The sequence below is a fragment of the Psychrobacter sp. 78a-MNA-CIBAN-0178 genome, assembly GCF_040309625.1.
Classification (GTDB): Bacteria; Pseudomonadota; Gammaproteobacteria; order Pseudomonadales; family Moraxellaceae; genus Psychrobacter; species Psychrobacter okhotskensis.
On sequence record NZ_JBEOOZ010000004.1, the window covers coordinates 16,631 to 34,553 of the forward strand.

General features: G+C 44.8%; 11 protein-coding genes and 2 tRNA genes. 10 read left to right on the top strand and 3 right to left on the bottom strand.

Translation table 11 applies throughout. The features are described 5' to 3' along the window. Nucleotides 1-512: 512 nt before the first annotated feature. Nucleotides 513-2,786 carry a nitric-oxide reductase large subunit gene (locus AAEY80_RS04155; protein ID WP_201565722.1) on the top strand — a complete coding sequence of 758 codons (2,274 nt, stop codon included), beginning with the start codon at nucleotides 513-515 and terminating at the stop codon, nucleotides 2,784-2,786. Nucleotides 2,787-3,222: 436 nt separating this feature from the next. Here AAEY80_RS04155 and AAEY80_RS04160 read toward each other — a convergent pair. After that, nucleotides 3,223-3,299 (bottom strand) — tRNA-Asp (locus AAEY80_RS04160). A gap of 52 nt (nucleotides 3,300-3,351) precedes the next feature. Beyond that, nucleotides 3,352-3,427 (bottom strand) — tRNA-Val (locus AAEY80_RS04165). Between the two features lie 375 nt (nucleotides 3,428-3,802). On the opposite strand from AAEY80_RS04165, the gene AAEY80_RS04170 reads away from it, so the two are divergent. From AAEY80_RS04170 to AAEY80_RS04200, 7 genes are all read left to right on the top strand, one after another. Continuing rightward, nucleotides 3,803-5,440, top strand: coding sequence for a cardiolipin synthase (locus tag AAEY80_RS04170; protein ID WP_502945550.1), 1,638 nt, complete (start codon nucleotides 3,803-3,805; stop codon nucleotides 5,438-5,440). A 112-nt stretch (nucleotides 5,441-5,552) separates the two neighbouring features. Continuing rightward, nucleotides 5,553-7,106 carry a tetratricopeptide repeat protein gene (locus AAEY80_RS04175; protein ID WP_025650552.1) on the top strand — a complete coding sequence of 518 codons (1,554 nt, stop codon included), beginning with the start codon at nucleotides 5,553-5,555 and terminating at the stop codon, nucleotides 7,104-7,106. Nucleotides 7,107-7,237: 131 nt separating this feature from the next. Further along, nucleotides 7,238-8,917 (top strand): 3-deoxy-D-manno-octulosonic acid transferase, encoded by a 1,680-nt coding sequence (locus AAEY80_RS04180; protein ID WP_350587932.1) that lies wholly within the window; start codon nucleotides 7,238-7,240, stop codon nucleotides 8,915-8,917. Next, the gene (locus tag AAEY80_RS04185; protein ID WP_350587933.1) at nucleotides 8,914-9,690 is read left to right on the top strand and encodes a 16S rRNA (uracil(1498)-N(3))-methyltransferase; all 777 of its coding nucleotides are present in this window, start codon (nucleotides 8,914-8,916) and stop codon (nucleotides 9,688-9,690) included. The genes AAEY80_RS04180 and AAEY80_RS04185 overlap by 4 nt, the downstream gene beginning before the upstream one ends. Nucleotides 9,691-9,947: 257 nt before the next feature. Further along, on the top strand, nucleotides 9,948-11,072 hold the full coding sequence (locus AAEY80_RS04190; protein WP_025650549.1) for an extracellular solute-binding protein: 1,125 nt from the start codon (nucleotides 9,948-9,950) through the stop codon (nucleotides 11,070-11,072). 158 nt (nucleotides 11,073-11,230) lie between these two features. Then, complete coding sequence (locus tag AAEY80_RS04195; RefSeq protein ID WP_025650548.1) at nucleotides 11,231-12,925, top strand: ABC transporter permease; 1,695 nt, start codon at nucleotides 11,231-11,233, stop codon at nucleotides 12,923-12,925. Between the two features lie 126 nt (nucleotides 12,926-13,051). Beyond that, entirely contained in the window at nucleotides 13,052-14,392 is a 1,341-nt protein-coding gene (locus AAEY80_RS04200) for an ABC transporter ATP-binding protein (protein ID WP_025650547.1), read from the top strand. Between the two features lie 43 nt (nucleotides 14,393-14,435). Here the strand turns inward: AAEY80_RS04200 and AAEY80_RS04205 are convergent, their stop codons facing one another. Then, nucleotides 14,436-15,290 (bottom strand): methyltransferase domain-containing protein, encoded by an 855-nt coding sequence (locus tag AAEY80_RS04205; protein ID WP_407074169.1) that lies wholly within the window; start codon nucleotides 15,288-15,290, stop codon nucleotides 14,436-14,438. A 424-nt stretch (nucleotides 15,291-15,714) separates the two neighbouring features. Here AAEY80_RS04205 and AAEY80_RS04210 point away from each other — a divergent pair, with 424 nt between their 5' ends. Beyond that, nucleotides 15,715-17,349, top strand: coding sequence for an alpha/beta hydrolase family protein (locus AAEY80_RS04210; protein ID WP_025650545.1), 1,635 nt, complete (start codon nucleotides 15,715-15,717; stop codon nucleotides 17,347-17,349). An 86-nt stretch (nucleotides 17,350-17,435) separates the two neighbouring features. Beyond that, nucleotides 17,436-17,651, top strand: a complete 216-nt coding sequence (locus tag AAEY80_RS04215; RefSeq protein WP_227502410.1) for a YdcA family protein — start codon at nucleotides 17,436-17,438, stop codon at nucleotides 17,649-17,651. Nucleotides 17,652-17,923 lie beyond the last annotated feature (272 nt).

Here is a 17,923-nt window from a genome sequence, read left to right on the forward strand (position 1 = left end):
AAAGTGATTTTTATCAAATTTTAATAATCATTAAGCTTAGCATTAGCAGATGTAGCATTGACTTGTTTCAACAATTATACGATCAGCTTGAATAGTTTTTAAAATTAAATCAAATGTTGTTGAGATAAATTATAACATTCATTTAAAATGAATGTTATAATTTATTTTTAAGGCTTTGGTGGACTGCGATTACTGAGACAGCAGTGTTGCTGATTATTGAAATAACCTTAGGTGTTAGCTATTTAACCGCATGACTTATTAGCAGTATAGGAATCATATAGTCAATTCGACATAAAATCGATACGCTAATATTACCAGTGCTACTGGTATAAATTTTACTTGCGTGCTGTGTCTGCGCTGACAGAGGCTGCGCAAAATTCATCCCAGCAGCACTGTATTTTTTTATAGTGATTCAACTATATTTTAAATAAGTGATGCCTTAAAACACTCTTAAACATTCATTATTAATATATTTTTAAGGGTTATGACCTATTTGCAAGGAGGAGCGAGACATGGGTGAGTACAAGAAGTATTGGTTCGGTTTACTGGCCGTGCTAATCGTGACATTTATATTTTTAGGGTGGGGCGGTGTTGAAATCTATCGCACAGCACCACCAATACCAGATCAGTATGTCGATACTACTGGTCAGGTTTTATTAACAGAAGAGGATATCTTAGATGGTCAGTCTGCATGGCAACGCACAGGCGGTCAGCAGCTTGGTTCGGTATTGGGTCATGGTGCTTATCAAGCGCCAGATTGGACCGCGGACTGGCTGCATAGAGAGCTGGTAGCATGGTTAGATATTAGATCCGAAGAGCTATATGGCAGTAATTTTTCTGACGCATCTGATGATCAAAAAGCGGTATTGAACGCGCAGCTGAAAAAAGAATATCGTGGTAGCGTGGTCAATGATAGCGAGCAAGTCGTGCTATCAGACACGCGGATTGCCGCTATCAATCAGATAGCGCCTTATTATATGAGCTTGTATGGTGATGACCCTGCATTGCAAGAGTCTCGAGAGAACTTTGCGATGAAGAACAACACCATAATGGATGCTGCTGATAGACAAAAACTGACCAACTTTTTCTTTTGGACCGCGTGGATTGCTTCTGCTGAACGTCCCGGTACTGATGCTACCTATACGAATAACTGGCCGCATGAGCCGCTTATCGATAACGTACCGACGTCAGAAAATATTATGTGGTCTATCGCCAGTATTGTCTTTTTAATCGCTGGGGTAGGGTTTTTAATTTGGGGCTGGTCTTTCTTACGTCAAGAAGAAGAGGTTAAACAAATCACGCCAGATGCTGACCCATTAACCAAAGTTGCTTTGACCCCTTCTCAAAAGGCGCTCGCAAAATACGGCTTTTTAGTGGTGGCACTGTTTGTATTTCAGGTATTTATCGGCGGTTTTGTCGCGCATTATACGGTCGAAGGTCAAGAGTTTTATGGTATTCCAGTTGCAGATTTTTTTCCTTATGCGCTAGTACGTACGTGGCATATTCAGTCGGCCTTATTTTGGATTGCCACTGCATTTTTGATGGCAGGGCTGTTTTTGACACCGCTTATCAATGGCGGTAAAGATCCTAAATATCAAAAACTAGGCGTCGATATATTATGGTTTTCATTAATTATCGTGGTAGTGGGGTCTTTTGCCGGTCAGTATTTTGCTTTAGCAGATATAATGCCCGCAAAATATAACTTTTGGTTTGGACATCAAGGCTATGAGTATATTGACCTAGGCAGATTTTGGCAGATTTTAAAATGGGTTGCCGTACTGTTTTGGCTATTATTAATGACCCGTGGTTGTTTACCTGCCTTTAAAGAACAAGGTGATAAAAACTTACTCGCTATCTTCTTTGCCTCCGTCGTTTGTGTTGGCTTATTTTATGGTGCAGGCTTGTTCTATGGTGAGCGCACCCATTTAACCATCATGGAATACTGGCGCTGGTGGGTTGTGCATTTATGGGTAGAGGGTTTCTTTGAAGTATTCGCTACGGTCTCGCTTGCTTTTATTTTTTATAACTTGGGCTTGGTGAATAAGAAAATCGCCACAGCCAGCTCTATTGCCTCTGCCGCGCTATTCCTGCTTGGCGGTGTACCAGGCACATTCCATCATTTGTATTATTCCGGCACGACCACACCGGTGATGGCAATCGGTGCATCATTCAGTGCGTTAGAAGTGGTGCCATTAGTGGTCTTAGGTTATGAAGGCTATGAGCATTGGTCTATGCAGCGTCAAGCGCCATGGATGAATAAATTAAAATGGCCTATCATGTGCTTCGTCGCGGTCGCCTTCTGGAATATGTTAGGGGCTGGGGTGTTTGGCTTTATGATTAATCCACCGGTATCATTATTCTACCTACAAGGATTAAATACCACTGCCGTGCATTCACATGCTGCACTGTTCGGGGTATATGGATTTTTAGCGATTGGTTTTGTATTACTGGTAATGCGATATATTCGTCCAGACTATATTTTTAGTGAAAAGCTCATCAAAACTGGCTTTTGGGCATTAAATATAGGCTTGGTATTGATGATTGCGACCAGCTTGCTACCCATCGGTATCTTCCAAGCGCATGCTTCCATGACCGAAGGTTTATGGTACGCGCGTAGTGAGGGCTTCTTACAACAAGACTTGTTACAAACGTTACGTTGGGTCCGTACCTTTGCCGATGTCATCTTTATCATTGGTGCTATTTGTGTGGCATTGCAGGTGGTCAAACTGGCGTTTGCAAAACCGTCACACTCTAATTATCAGCCGAACAAACCAGTGAACGATTGATGATAGGGCGTAGGTATTGAAGATAGTGTTTGAGTAAAAATCCCTGTCTAGTAGCGGGGATTTTTATTATTTTGAAACTGGTTTTTAGAAGGGTTTTATCACGAAGTTATGGATTTTTCACTAAACCTCTTCATACATAGATTTGCTAAATTAAGGGTCACTACCACCAAACTTTAACCATCATGGTCACAAAATGGTCACCGTTTGGTCCCTGAGAAATTGGTCACCGACTTCCACAAGATAGAGTGCATGTGCAAAAACTTATCATTCATGCATTTTTGAAGAGTAGATTTTTTGGTAAAGGTGAAAAGAGAGAAAGCATCCAACCCTTATAAAGAAAAGGTTTAAGTGGAAATTCAGACACAAAAAAACCTCAAACAAAGTTATGTTTGAGGCGAAACTTGCTCAGATTTAACATCCGAATTCGTTTTAAATATGGCGCAGCGGACGGGACTCGAACCCGCGACCCCCGGCGTGACAGGCCGGTATTCTAACCAACTGAACTACCGCTGCTTAGGTCGTTTTTAGCATCTTCTCTTATTACAGAGACACTCGCTAAAAAGAGTGGTGGGTGATGACGGATTCGAACCGCCGACATTCTGCGTGTAAGGCAGACGCTCTACCAACTGAGCTAATCACCCTGAGAAGCGTATAAAAATTGCACTGCAATTTTAGCTTCGCAAGAGAAATCCTTTAAATAGGATTTCTTAAAAGTTCTACTATCTAAAGGTGTCACGCTCTAGAATCATAAAAACTTTCAACAACATAGAACTTAATTAAAGCCCCTTGCTGTGGGTGTGTATTATATAGATTTACACCTGCCTGTCAAATATTATTTTAAGTATTTTATAAATTGATGATTATCCTAGTTTTATGGTCGTCATTGTAGCGCTTGTTTAGCCCATATAGTGGCTACACAGTTACCTATTGTGTGTGTGCTAAAAGCTATTATACTGATAATGCTTTGTGGCACGTGCATGTATTGAATTATTTGATTGGTATTAATTGATTGGTTGATGGAGGCGGGCATAGACACTTTTGCTATTGAAAAGTACTTTACGACATGGTCTTTTGGCGACTTTGCAGAATTGGGACTGATATTACATGTCGTGCTCATGATATTAATGACGCTACGGATTGTATCGGTACAGCGCAATATTGGTGTATCGATTGCTTGGGTTGCCGTGCTTTATACCTTGCCTGTGGTAGGATTTATTGCCTATATATTGCTGGGTGAGCCAATGATCGGACGCCGCTATCGTGAACGCGTGGATCAAGCCAGCCTGCTGATGAATGATATGGCAAAGCGGGAGCATTTGGTCTTTGACAAGGGGCAAGATTTGTTGCCCGACAACTATCGCGGTGTCAGCCAAATAGGGACGCGCTGGACAGGCTTTGGGGTGTTCTCCGATCATCAGATGCAGCTATTAACCGCGCCCAACGCTATTTTTAAGCGTTTGATCGATGATATTGAGTCAGCAAAGAGCATCATCTTGATGGAGTTTTATATTATCTATCCGAAGGGGCAGGTGGTAGAGGTGATAGAGGCATTGGTCGCTGCCGTACAGCGCGGGGTCGAGTGTCATATATTGGCGGATAGTGTTGGCAGTTTCAGCTTTTTTAACAGCAATGAGCACCGAATGTTAGAGCGCGCGGGTGCCTTTGTCCATCAGTCGCTACCAGTAGGCTTGTTCAAGACCTTATTTAAACGTTCAGATCTGCGTAACCACCGCAAGATGGTGGTCATTGATGAATACATTGGTTATATCGGCAGCTTTAATTTAGTCGATCCTAAGTTTTTTAAACAAAACAAAAACGTCGGACAGTGGATCGATGTGGCGATACGTAGCGTTAGCCATCGTACCATTAGTATAGCGACGGCGATGGCCAAGGTGGTGGTTACCGATATCGGTGCTGAAAACAAAAACAATCTAGACGAGCTAAACCAGCGGATAAATAACTATACCCGTAAACTATATGTGATGGATCCGACCATCAATGACATCAATAGCCGGGTGAAGTTCTTAGGTGATAGTATCGCCGCTGATGAGCCGCTACATACGGGCTCAACGTCGATAGTCATACCTCAGATGCCTATAATAGAAGGCGTGGTCGCGCAGTTGATACCTTCTGCACCACAGGTGACGGCGCATGTTATTTACAATACATTGGTGACGGTTATTCATCGCGCCAACAAACGTATTTGTATTACCACGCCGTACTTTGTGCCTGATGAGGCGCTATCAAGTGCGCTGACGATCGCGGCTAAGCGCGGGGTAGAGGTGACGATTATCGTTCCCGAAAAGGTTGATTCGTTTTTAGTACAGCATGCATCCCAAGCGTATTATGAGGAGTTACTAGAGGCAGGTGTGACCATTGCGCTATTTAAAGGCGGGCTGCTGCATGCTAAAACTGTGGTCATCGATGATGATTACTGTTTGTTCGGTACGGTAAATATCGATATGCGCAGCTTTTATCTCAATATGGAAGTCAGCTTGGCGATTTATACCCCAGAAATGGTCGCTCAAATCACTGACTGCCAAGAGACTTATCTGCAAAGCTGTCATTTTTTGACTTTAGCCGAATGGCAGCAGCGTGCAGGTTATGAGCGTTTGTTCGATAATGTGGTACGCTTGTTTAGTCCTTTATTGTAGCGCCTTAACTTTTAGGTTAAGGTAAACTATCTACACATTGCATTACTGTCGCCATCATAACGATGTCATCCTATTCATGACCTATTGAACTGTAAAAGGACACGCTTGCCTTATGTCTGCATCGCCTTTAACGCCACTTGATTATATCGCCGCAGGCTATTGGCAAGATTTCTTAGCGAATCGTCCGGTCGCAGGCGGCATTGCCTACGAAACTCAGCTACGTGATTGCGTTTTGGATGAGTCGCTGGCAAGCTTGCAACGGATAGACACCTTGCTGTCGCAGATACGTCGCGATTTGATTAAAGCGGGTCATTGGGATGAAGAGACGCTGCTAACGGATGAACGTTATCGCAATTTCATGATGTTTTTAGCGTTTTATGCAGGCCAAGTATTGGCACGGCACTGGCAAACCACAGCGCATTGGTATGGTCAGTTCGAGCTGCGCAAACGTTATCCAACATGGTCACTGAGCGCCGATGACTTTTATCAGCATATGGCAGTACTGTATGGCGACAATAACAATGCCAATATTAATGACAGTGTCAACTCACCGATATTTTTTGCCCTAGAACCAGTAGGGTTGCGTTTGTTCGGTCATATTGACCGGCCGTTTGTCGCTGTACAAGGCGGGCAAGTTGCTAGTGGCTTGTATCAAGCGGTCAGTGCCAGATTGCCAAGCGCTGGCAATAATCACACGTCTGCAACGAGCCATCAGAATAATAAAGCTGATATTACGTCCCATACAGCTTCGAATCCCAATACAAATTTAAAAGCAGGTTTAAGCCCGATTCGCATGAAGAGTAGTTCTCAGACAGTCGCTACTAGTGAACACTCTTTAGTAAAGCAGAATATAACGGCTACATCAGCAGATGCTTTAAATAGAGCTGATTTGAATAAAAATGCTTTGAATGAAGCTACTGCTCCACAAATATTGGATCGACTAAGCAATAAAGACTTATCGAATGAACAACAAGGTGAGATAAAGCCTGAGCTGTCTAAATTGGAACCGGCATTAACGCAAACCAAGTCAGATCGCTCGCCGTCAGTCCCTGTCAAACCCTCGCCAACCCCAGAAATTTTTAGCCAGTTATTGATAGAATTAGATGAGATTGAACAGCCACAAACTGCTGGTAATGCTGAATACCAGCAAGCTTGTAAAGTGCTAGAGCAGTTTGAACAGCACATTGCCAAGCAAAGCAAACCACGTGCACAAGTTAGTTTTTCAGAGCGTCATTTGGCAGCAAAAGAGCAAGCGTTGTTAAAACTACGAGAAGCCGCGCATGCTGGTAATACCGCTGCTATGCTACGTCTAGCGATGTATGAGCTACTCGGTGAAGGGTTAGCTACGGATAAAATCACTGGCACAGAGGCAGGTGTTGAATGGGTTAAGCAGGCCGCCAGCAAAGACGACAGCCGAGCGCAGCGCTTACTCAGTAGGATGTATTACCAGGGGGTTGGTATAGTGCAAGATATCAATAATGGTAAGTATTGGCTAGAGCAAGCTGCCCAAAATGGTCACGTAGAAGCAGCCAGCTTGGTGGCGCAGTGGCAGCAAGCGCAAGCGTTGATAACGACACAAAAGCAAGAACAACACAGTATCAAGCGCTATCAGCTGTTGCTGGCGATAGTCACAATAATGGCAGTGCTAATATTAATTATTGTCTAAACGATTTTTGTTAGCTCATACTGCGTAAAAGCTTATTATTAAGCAGAAAATTCAGGTAGAATTGTCGCGTTTTTTACCATCAGTTTTTTGAGAATGGTATTATCTGATTCATTACTAATCTGGGCTGTTCTATGCCATCTTCTCCTACGCCATTCAAGCCCTCTACTACCGCGTCTCCATCTAACGCGTTATCCAGTCGAGCGGTGTATCAACCACCCTTTTATTATCAATGTATCATTGGCTTACTCAAGCCGCTATATCGTCTGCAAGTCTGGCGACGCTCACACAAGCGCGATAACTATCAGCAAGAAGTGGCGCAGCGTTTTGGCAAGCACTATCCTGCAGCGCCAACAGCGGATATCAAAGCTGAAATGCACCATAAAGCTGAGATGGATAATAACGTTATCTGGTGCCACGCGGTGTCTTTAGGTGAAACCAATACAGTAGCGCCGTTGCTTGACATGCTATTGGCGCAGGGTTATCAGATTTGGCTGACCAATACCACGCAGACAGGTTTTGCCCGCGGTGCCAGCCGTTTCGCTGCTGACATTGCTCAAGGTCGGCTTAGCCATAGCTATGTACCTGTAGATAGCCCTGCTGTTATTGAGACGTTTTTAGCGCATGTGCAGCCAGTCGCGGCCTTATTTGTAGAGACCGAACTGTGGGCGAATATTTTAGCCAAGCTATCCGAGCATTGTATTCCGAGCATCTTAGTCAATGGTCGTCTATCAGCCAGTTCATTTACAAGCTATCAAAAAATCGCTGCTGTCAGCGCCAGTATGATGAAAAATCTGACGTTAATTATTGCGCAAGACAATGAGTCTGCTAAACGCTTTCGCCAGCTGGGTGCTCATAGTGCGCAAATTCGGGTGGCGGGCTCACTCAAGTGGGTCATTAATAGACCAATGCTTAATAATGAAACGATTGATAGCAAAACTGATGATGTACAAGCGATTGATAGCAGTGCTGCTAAGAAAGAACATGAGCGTGCCACTATACAAAAGCAAAAGAGCGGTATTGCCGTCGAGTTGGGCATAGCTGATCGTCCTATTTGGGTCGCGGCCAGCACCCATAGCGGTGAAGAAAGCATCGCTCTGTCATTACAGCAGCAGCTATTGTCCAACCCAGCGCTGGCAGATACGCTATTGATTATCGTGCCCAGACATCCTGAACGCTTCGATGAAGTAGCGACACTTATCCAAAACAGCACGTTGATAATGGCACGGCGCAGTAACGAAGAAGTAATCAATGCGGACACGCAAGTCTATTTGGCAGATAGCATGAGCGAGCTGATGACATGGTATGCATTGGCGGATGTGGCGTTGGTGGGCGGTTCTTTGGTCGATGTAGGCGGACACAACCCAGTTGAGCCAGCGAGTGTGGCAACGCCGGTGCTAATGGGACGCCAAACCCAATCGTGTCAAAGTGTGGTCGATAAGCTGGCGAGTGTCGGCGCGTTATATCAGCCAAACAATGCGTTTTATCGTCCAATTACGATAAAGCCAACGACGATAGAGAATGTTGCTACCAATAATGAAAATATCGCCAATTCAGCTATCAGTAGCTCAGATATCAGTAGTTCAGAGATAAAGGGTAAGCAAAAATCCTCGCGCAAAAAATCCTCATTGGCTGCTAACGATACGGCGCTCATTTATGATCAACTACAGTCTTGGCTTAGCCATCCGCTATTAGCCAAACAGGCAGGGCAAGCTGGCGAGCAGATGACCGTACAGCAGCAAGCAGTATTAACGCGCCAGTTTGCCATGATTGAAAAGGTAATTGAGCAGCATGCAAGCCAAGAGACGCTATGAACTGTCTATTACTACCTACCGAATATTTTTCGCAAGATTCTGCGATAATCAATAATCTGTTGCAAATCAACCATGTCAATCATGTATTGGCAGCAAAAGTGGGCGACACGCTGAAAATCGGGCAACTCGGTGGCAATCTTGGTACGGCGATTATTGAGGAGATTGCTGCTCGCTGTATTCAGCTAGGTGATGTCCAATTGTCAGTTGTGCCACCTGCTAAGTTAAATCTGACTGTTATCTTGGCATTGCCACGTCCAAAAGTGCTGCGCCGCTTGATAATGGATATGACGGCGCTTGGTGTGCGTGATATTATCCTTATCAATAGCTACCGTACACAAAAGAGCTATTGGCAAAGTCCGATGTTGGGTCGCCTCGATGAGTTTGTATTAGAGGGCTTACAACAAGGGGTAGATACTGTTGCCCCGCGCATCACTTTGCAAAAGCGCTTTAAACCCTTTGTCGAGGATGAGCTGGCAAGTCTAATCATCAACCGCGCTATTGTCGCGCATCCTTACAGCGATCTTTCATTTTCGCAGTATGTACAGCAGCAAACACTAGCAAAGCCACGTCAAGATAAAACATTGTTTGCAGACACCAACTTATCTAATAGCGCCTCATTACCCAGTCTCGTCTGTATCGGCGCAGAAGGGGGCTGGATTGACTATGAGGTTGAGCTACTTACCGCGCAAGGCTGTCAGGCAGTGCATATAGGTCCACGCATATTACGTACTGAAGCAGCAGTCAATGCAATTTTAGGTCAGTGGTTATTATAAGTTTGGGGCAATAGCAGCGATAAAGATGGATTAAATAAACAACTGCTGAGCAGAAATTAAGTCAAAAATTGCGTTGTAAAAGCAAGGGCTTAGCCAAATAAATACCAGTTTATCCAGTTAAATAAATGTATTGATAATTAATCTCATTTCTATTAGTATGTTGTTTTCAGATATTATGCGGTTATTAATCTTGATTATTAGTAATTGATAACGATTTTTTATCTCAATTATCTGTAGCACCATTAATGGGGAAAACTATGTCATTGAAAGCTTTCAGCGCAAATTTACCTTCTACCAAGCTTACTTTACCTATTGCCGTATTTGGCATGATGTTAGGACTTGCAGGTTGTAGCAATTCCTCTACGACGGAAGAGAGCGTTGAGGCGGAAGGCTCAGCAGCGAGTAGCGAGCAAGAAGTGACGAATGATGGCGCGACGAGTGCTGAGGGACAGACGATTACGATCTACTCATCACGTAACGAGCAGCTGATCAAGCCCTTGCTAGACCGCTATACGAAAGAGACGGGCGTCAATATTGAACTGGTGACCGATAAGAGTGGTCCGCTGATGGCACGTTTGCAAGCGGAAGGCAAAAATACGCCAGCGGATATGCTATTGACTGTAGATGCAGGTAATTTATGGCAAGCGGCTGAGCAAGGTTTGCTCCAACCAGTGGCATCGACGGTTTTAGAGGCCAATGTGCCTGCAAAATATCGTGATCCAAAAGGTCAGTGGACGGGTCTGTCATTACGTGCGCGTACTATCATGTATGACCCAAGTAAAGTCAGCGCCGACCAGTTATCCACTTATGCAGATTTGGCCGACCCAAAATGGAAAGGCAAGCTTTGTTTGCGCACCTCAAACTCTGTATATAACCAGTCATTGGTTGCCAGTATGATTGAAAACTTAGGCGAAGAAAAAACCGAAGCCGTCATTCGTGGTTGGGTAGATAATTTGGCAACTGACGTCTTCAGTGATGACACTAGCATGCTAAAAGCTATCGCTGCCGGTCAGTGTGAAGTGGGCTTGTCTAATAGTTATTACTATGGTCGCTTGCTCGATGAGCAGCCGAATTTCCCTGTCAAAGTCTTTTGGGCAAACCAAGGCACTACTGGTACTCACGTGAATATCTCTGGGGCGGGTGTGGTCACAGACTCAGACAATCCTGATGGCGCGCTTAAATTGATGGAATGGTTGTCGTCGGATAAAGCCCAAGGTCTCTACGCCAGCTCTGATAAAGAATATCCAGTCAAAGAAGGCGTCGATGAGTCAGATATGCTCAGATCATGGGGCGAATTCAAAAAAGACGACATCAGCGTGCAAAAGTTTGGCGAGCTGCAAACCCAAGCGATTCAAATGATGGACAAAGCAGGTTATAAATAGAGCCTCTTAAACCCTGCCATACCTAAAAAGCACAGTAGCCAAAAGACAAATGCAGCACTACGTTTAGTAGGCTAAATGAGTTTGACAGTGTGAACGTGCTATTTGGGTATGCGCTGGCTAAGTTAGGATCTCTATGCGTATGACACGGTAATAATGATATGATCACAACGCCAGACGCGTCTGTTCGTCAAGATGAAACAGTCAACGACAATAACAATAGCAATAATGGTAACCATAGTAACCAAGCTGTTAGTCAAGACCATGCCGTTCGCAAACGTATCCTCTCAAAATCAGTCCTAGGACTGATTTCGTTGTTTATGCTGGTACCAATTCTCATCGTCCTGCTGTCATGGACGCAGCCAGTGGCAGACATCTGGACGCATATGCGCGAGTATGTATTGCCGCAAGTTTTCAAAAATACCGCGATTTTATTGGTCATGGTGACGGTCATTTCTGGCAGTATCGGCACTGCACTTGCTTGGCTCACCAGCATGTATCGCTTTCCCGGACAGCGCTTTTTTTCGTGGGCTCTGATGCTACCGCTCGCGATACCGGCTTATGTGCTGGCATTTGTCACCGTTGGTATTGTTGATTTTAGTGGACCGCTACAGACAGGTTTGCGAGAACTGGGTATCGATACAGCTATTCCGTCGGTACGCAATGTCTGGGGCGCAGGCTTGGTGTTGTCACTGGCTTTTTATCCCTACGTTTATTTGCTGGCGCGTCAGGCCTTTTTATCACAAGGCAGGCGGGCGATTGAAGCGGGTCAAATGCTTGGTTTAAGCCGCAGTCGCGTGTTTTTTCGCTTGGCATTACCACAGGCCTTGCCGTGGGTCATTGGCGGCTTGTTACTTGCCAGTATGGAAACGCTTGCAGATTTTGGCGCGGTTTCAGTCTTCAATGTTGATACCTTTACGACGGCTATTTATAAGGCTTGGTTTGGCTTCTTTAGTCTAACGACAGCCGCCCAGTTGGCCGCTTTGTTAATCGGTGTGGTATTTATCGTGGTATTGTTTGAGCAGTATTGGCAAGGCAAACGCGGCAATACAGTGACTCAAGGCAATAATCAACGTTTTGAAGCCAGCACGTCTGCTAAATTGGCTATGACGTTACTGTGCACACTGGTGTTTTTGCTGGCCTTTTTAATACCGTTCTTGCAGCTCATCTACTGGACGGCGTTAAACTTCCGCCAAGATTTTGACGCTCGTTATATTGATTTTGTCACCAACAGTCTCATGATTGCGAGCATGACCACCATTTTTATTGCTTGCTTGGCAGTCATCATTGCGTGGATTAAGCGCCAATATCCTGATAAATCAACCAAGCTCATGACCACTTTATCCAATCTAGGCTATGTGGTGCCGGGAACAGTATTAGCTGTTGGCATATTTATTCCGATTGCTTGGCTTGACAATCAGCTGATTGCTTTTGGTATAACCTCGCAACAAGTGCTGTCTGGTAGTGTGATTGTAATGCTCCTTGCTTTATCGACGCGCTTTATGACTGTAAGCTTTCAGCCAGTCGATCGGCAGTTACAACGACTGACTGTCAATCAAGAAGCGGCGGCTAAATTGCTCAGTGACAGCCCTTATCAGCGCTGGCGACAAGTGATGTTGCCCGTACTCAGCCCTGGGGTGCTAACGGCATTACTGATGGGCTTTGTCGAAGTGATGAAAGAGATGCCAATCACCTTGATGACAAGGCGGCAGGGCTGGGATACGCTAGCAGTGCGGGTGTTTGAGATGACCAGCGAAGGCATGTGGGGCAGGGCAGCATTGCCAAGCTTACTGATTGTGCTGGTCGGTCTTATCCCTGTTTGGATATTGCTACGTCAAAGTGATAAGCAAAGGTAAGTTGAGCGCAGTTTATTATTTAATAAGTTAAAGACAGAGTTGCTCGCGCTCAAGGATTCATTAGCACCATAATTTTTACCGTTTTATTTATTGGTTTTATTCACTAATAGCTTACTGGTACCGTCTATGTATACTGACTTGATTAAAGACTCAACAGACCCAGCCAATCCTAAGTCGGCTACGGCTAAAATGGAAGTGCGTGCTGGCAATGTAAAAAAATCACCAGTATCAACAGATGAAGCCTATCAAGTACAGCATAATAATATCGCTAAGCATGATGGTCATTCTAGCGCACATACTGAGACCAATATCGCCACCAATCCTTACTTTAGCGTCCAAGATTTAATTGTCGGTTATGACGATACCATCATCGTTAATGGACTATCGCTAAGCTTGCAGCAAGGTGAGATTGGCTGCTTTTTGGGTTATAGCGGCTGCGGCAAGACCACAGCATTACGAGCCATTGCAGGGCTAGAGCAAAGTCGGCGCGGCACGATTGGCTTAAATAACCAACGCTTGACAGAACAGACACCGACGACCTCGTTCGCCGTCGCGCCAGCCAAGCGTGGCATGGGCATGGTGTTTCAAGATTATGCGTTATTCGGGCATTTAAGCGTGGCAAAAAACATCGCTTTTGGTCTCAATAAATGGTCAGCAGCCGACAAAAAAGCCCGCGTGGCTGAGATGCTAAGCCTCGTTGAATTGACGGAGCATGCTAATAAACGCCCCAATGAGCTCTCAGGTGGTCAGCAACAACGCGTTGCTTTGGCACGCGCGTTAGCACCGAAGCCCAAGCTTTTGCTACTCGATGAGCCGTTTTCTAATTTGGATGTGGTGCTTCGCGAGTCATTGGCCATGAATGTCCGCGATATTCTCAAACGTACCAATACTACCGCTATTTTGGTGACTCATGATCAAAACGAGGCTTTTGCGCTGGCAGATAAAGTAGGGGTCATGGATAAAGGTCGACTGGTACAATGGGCGACACCAAGCGAGCTATATCATGAGCCAGTCAGTCCGTTCGTTGCTGAGTTCGTCGGCGAAGGCGCAATGATAGACGGCATCATCAAGGAAGGTCACGTTGAGACTGCACTTGGTGATATCTATCGTCGTATGGAAGTCTATGATGAGTCGGGACAGCCGCAGTATTGCGAGTACGACTATCCCAACGGCACACCGATTAAGGTGCTGGTCCGTCCTGACGATATTATTCATGATGATGACAGTCCCCGAACCGCTTTAGTAGTGGGGCGTGTCTTTCGCGGTGCTAATTATCTGTATCGCTTGCAACTCGATGATGGGCAGACGGTTTTGTCCTTGGTCGCCAGTCATCATAATCATGAGATTGGCTCGCAAATTGGGATTTTGCCCATACTTGAGCATGTCGTTGTCTTTGATGAAAAAGACATCAATGCGACGACGTGGTCAGAGTACGATCGGTCCGAGCGCGTGGCAGAAGCCAGATAGTCGCTTTAACAAACGCTACTTTAGATGCTCGTTATCATTCCACTTAAGCAACTTGCCGAGTTGCCATGATATGCAGATAGCGACCTAGCCATTTATACGGCTCTCGTTGTGAGTAGCGTAGCTCCATGCGTATGACTGCATCAGGATCGTTGTGACCGCCGCGTTTGAGCGGCGCATAATCATGAAACACGCGCAAGCCACTGGTTAGAATCGTTTGGTAATGATGAGCTTCTAACCAAGACTCGACTTCTTCCTTGGCGACTGGATGATTAGGGGTCAGGCTTTTTTTATTGTCAGCCTTATAATCCGTGTTATCGAGCAGATTAAAATTACCCATAATCAGATTACGATAGTCAAAGCTCGCTGGATTATAAAAGCAGAGCGACAGTGCGCCATGCTCAGCCAATTGGCGGTCAAAAAAGTCCATGATAGCGGCTGGTTCTGCGAGCCATTCGAGTAGGGCGTGTGACATTATCAAATCAAACTTAGCTGCGTTTTCAGTATTATCAGCCCCACTGCCTTTATTTTGCCAGTTGTCTATTGCCAGTTTATCTATCGCCAATTTGTCCTCAAGCGCTTGATACGGGCAAACATACCAGCGTATATGTAGATTCTTATCGATTTCTGCGGTGCTCGCTTTTGCTTTCTCTAACATATTGGCAGAGATGTCATTGATGACCACGCTATGGCCTTGAGCGGCAAGCTCAATCGCAATCTGAGCCAGCCCCGCACCCACATCTAAAATCCGTAAAGGCCGCCCAAGCTCTTTGCTCATCTGCGCCGTATAGTCAAAGATATCACGGCGCAATACTGCCAGCCGAATGTCGCCTTTAAGACCACCGTAGACCTTTTTTTCAAAATGATCGGCAATCGCATCGAAGCTACGATCACTGCGCATCTCTTCTGCTTGGATAGAGTGTTGCAGAGATTCTGTTATTGCTTGCTTGTCGTTTGTACTGTTTTTCATATCACTTGGCATAAGGGTTTACACTGTCTAAGGAGTAGGGGTTGGGTGGATAGTATCAAGGCAAAATCATGTAAACAAAGCCTATGACATGTAAGCAGGAGTGCTGACCTCTCTGGTATCGTGAACCTCATGGCTAAAAGTATTAGCGTTGCGAGGACAATTGTGATGTTCAAGAGCATGTTTTCCGGTAGCTTTTGCTCACTTTTTACGGTATATATAGTAAGGTATCAGACACATTGCTGATGCATTAACTGTCATCAAATACTCTGATTAAATCAACACTGTCAAACGACTCCTATCTACTGCCAAGGACGCTTGGCACTCTTCTGTTTTATTACTGCTAAGGATAGCAATTATGATTATCGCCTCTTCCTCTATTATAAATAAGCCTGTCATGTCACGTTGTTTGCTCTCAGTTGCCATTGCGAGTAGTTTATTACTCGTCGGTTGTGGCGACGATAACGATTTTGACGCTGTTGATTCAGATACCTCGTCAGCCACGTCAAAGTTTGTAAAAAGTTTTAGTACGAGCCAAATAGACAGTGGCTTTGGTAATAGCGCAACGCCAGCGGCCAAATGCGGCGTGACTATAGAAAAGGTCAGCTATGATACCAAAGGTGCTGCCGATGAAGATACCACAGCGACAGCGGCATTGATGGTACCGACTGGCGATGCGGCTGAATGCCAAGGCGACCGTCCAGTATTATTATATGCCCATGGTACGACCACTGAGAAGTCTTATGACTTTAATCAAGTAGGCAACCTAAACAATCCGGCGGTTGGCGAATCGACGTTAATCGCTGCGAACTTTGCTGCCCAAGGTTATATCGTCGTAGCGCCAAACTATGCAGGCTACGATGAATCAGAGCTTGATTATCACCCTTATCTGGTTGCCCAGCAACAGTCTACGGATATGGTCGACGCCTTAGACAGCGCCCGCTCAATCATTGACAGAAAAAAACGTGCCAACGATGCCAATTACCTCAAGATTGATGACTCAGGTAAATTGTTTCTCGCTGGTTACTCGCAGGGTGGCTATGTGGTTATGGCAACCGCTAGATTGCTAGAGTCACAAAACAAACCTATTACGGCGATAGCACCATCTTCCGGCCCTTATGCCTTGGCGGCCTTTGGTGATGACATCTTTAGAGGCAATGTCAATATTGGCGCTTCTCGGTTTGCGCCCTTGCTTGGTATTGGCTTGCAAGAAAAGTACGGCAATATCTATCAAGATAAATCCGATATCTTTTTGGATAAGTATGCCAGTGCGCAATTACCAAGTGATTCACCATTTGGCGAATTGGTAGCGGCTGGTAAATTACCAAACAATGCGTTGTTTCAAAAGACGCCGACGAATCCAGTATTGGATGGTTTGTCCAAAGGTTCTATATTCTCATTTTTGGGTGGTTATGATGACAATGATTACTTGATAAAATCTGATTTCCGCGCGGCTTATGTGACGGATACCATCAACAATCCTGATGGGCTATTTGCAGAAAATGGCAATGATTTACCTGCTGCCAATCCGCAGAATAATCTGCGTAAAGCGCTAAAAGACAACGACCTACGTGGCTATGTGCCAAAAATGCCAACACTCATCTGCGGTGGTAATCAAGATCCGACCGTCTATTATGATATAAACACCGGCTCTATGGCAAAATTATTGCAAGCAGCCAGTACCAACAATCCTGCAGTTAAACTTAATGTGACGGTATTAGATGTAGATACCGATAATGCGGATAGTCGTCCAGACCAGCCGAGCCTTACAATGATTGGTCAGGCATCAATGAACAAGTGGAATGCCAACACTGTGGTCACCAGTGTGCAAACCAACTTTAGTAGTAGTGTGGCTAAAGTGAAGGCAGATGCCGAAGCACAAGGTCAAAACAGCTTACTGGCTTTTTATAGCAACTATCATGGTGGCTTAGTCAGTCCTGCCTGTACGCAAGCTACCCGTGAGTTCTTTGCGCAAAATTTTAACCAATCTTAAGAATATTTGGGCATAAAGGGTTTAAGCGTAAAGAGTAAAGACATACCATAGACTAAAAGACTGCATCCTAGTGGGTGCAGTTTTTTATGGGTAAACCAATGAGCTTTTGGAAGAATAAAACGATGAAATCAATGATGCTATCTTTGCTGGCCCTGACCTTTGTACTGTCTTCTATGAGCCAAGCACAAGCAAAAAATACCCCTTGCTCTGGTAAGATGGGCGGCATCTCGCATTGCTCAAAAGAGGGCAAGTTTGTATGCAAAAATGGCAAAATTAGCCAGTCTAAACAAGTATGTCGTTAAAGTCGTTTTGGTAGATATTACCAGATTAAAAAATTAGCGCTAATGAGCTGTTTTGCTTGATTTTTATGACAGTCAGAACCCCCTAAATCAACAAATTTGTGCTAAAATGGCTTCTTTTATTAAACATTACTTTTAACAAAAACCGTATCGCCATTTTCCTATGGTTTTGCCCGTCTGATGGTGCTTTTCAGCGTTGATAAAGCAATCATAGTTGCGCGTTTGTGCCGCTATATTTTTGTATCAGCGTAAGCACTTTTGAGGCGCGCAACCTA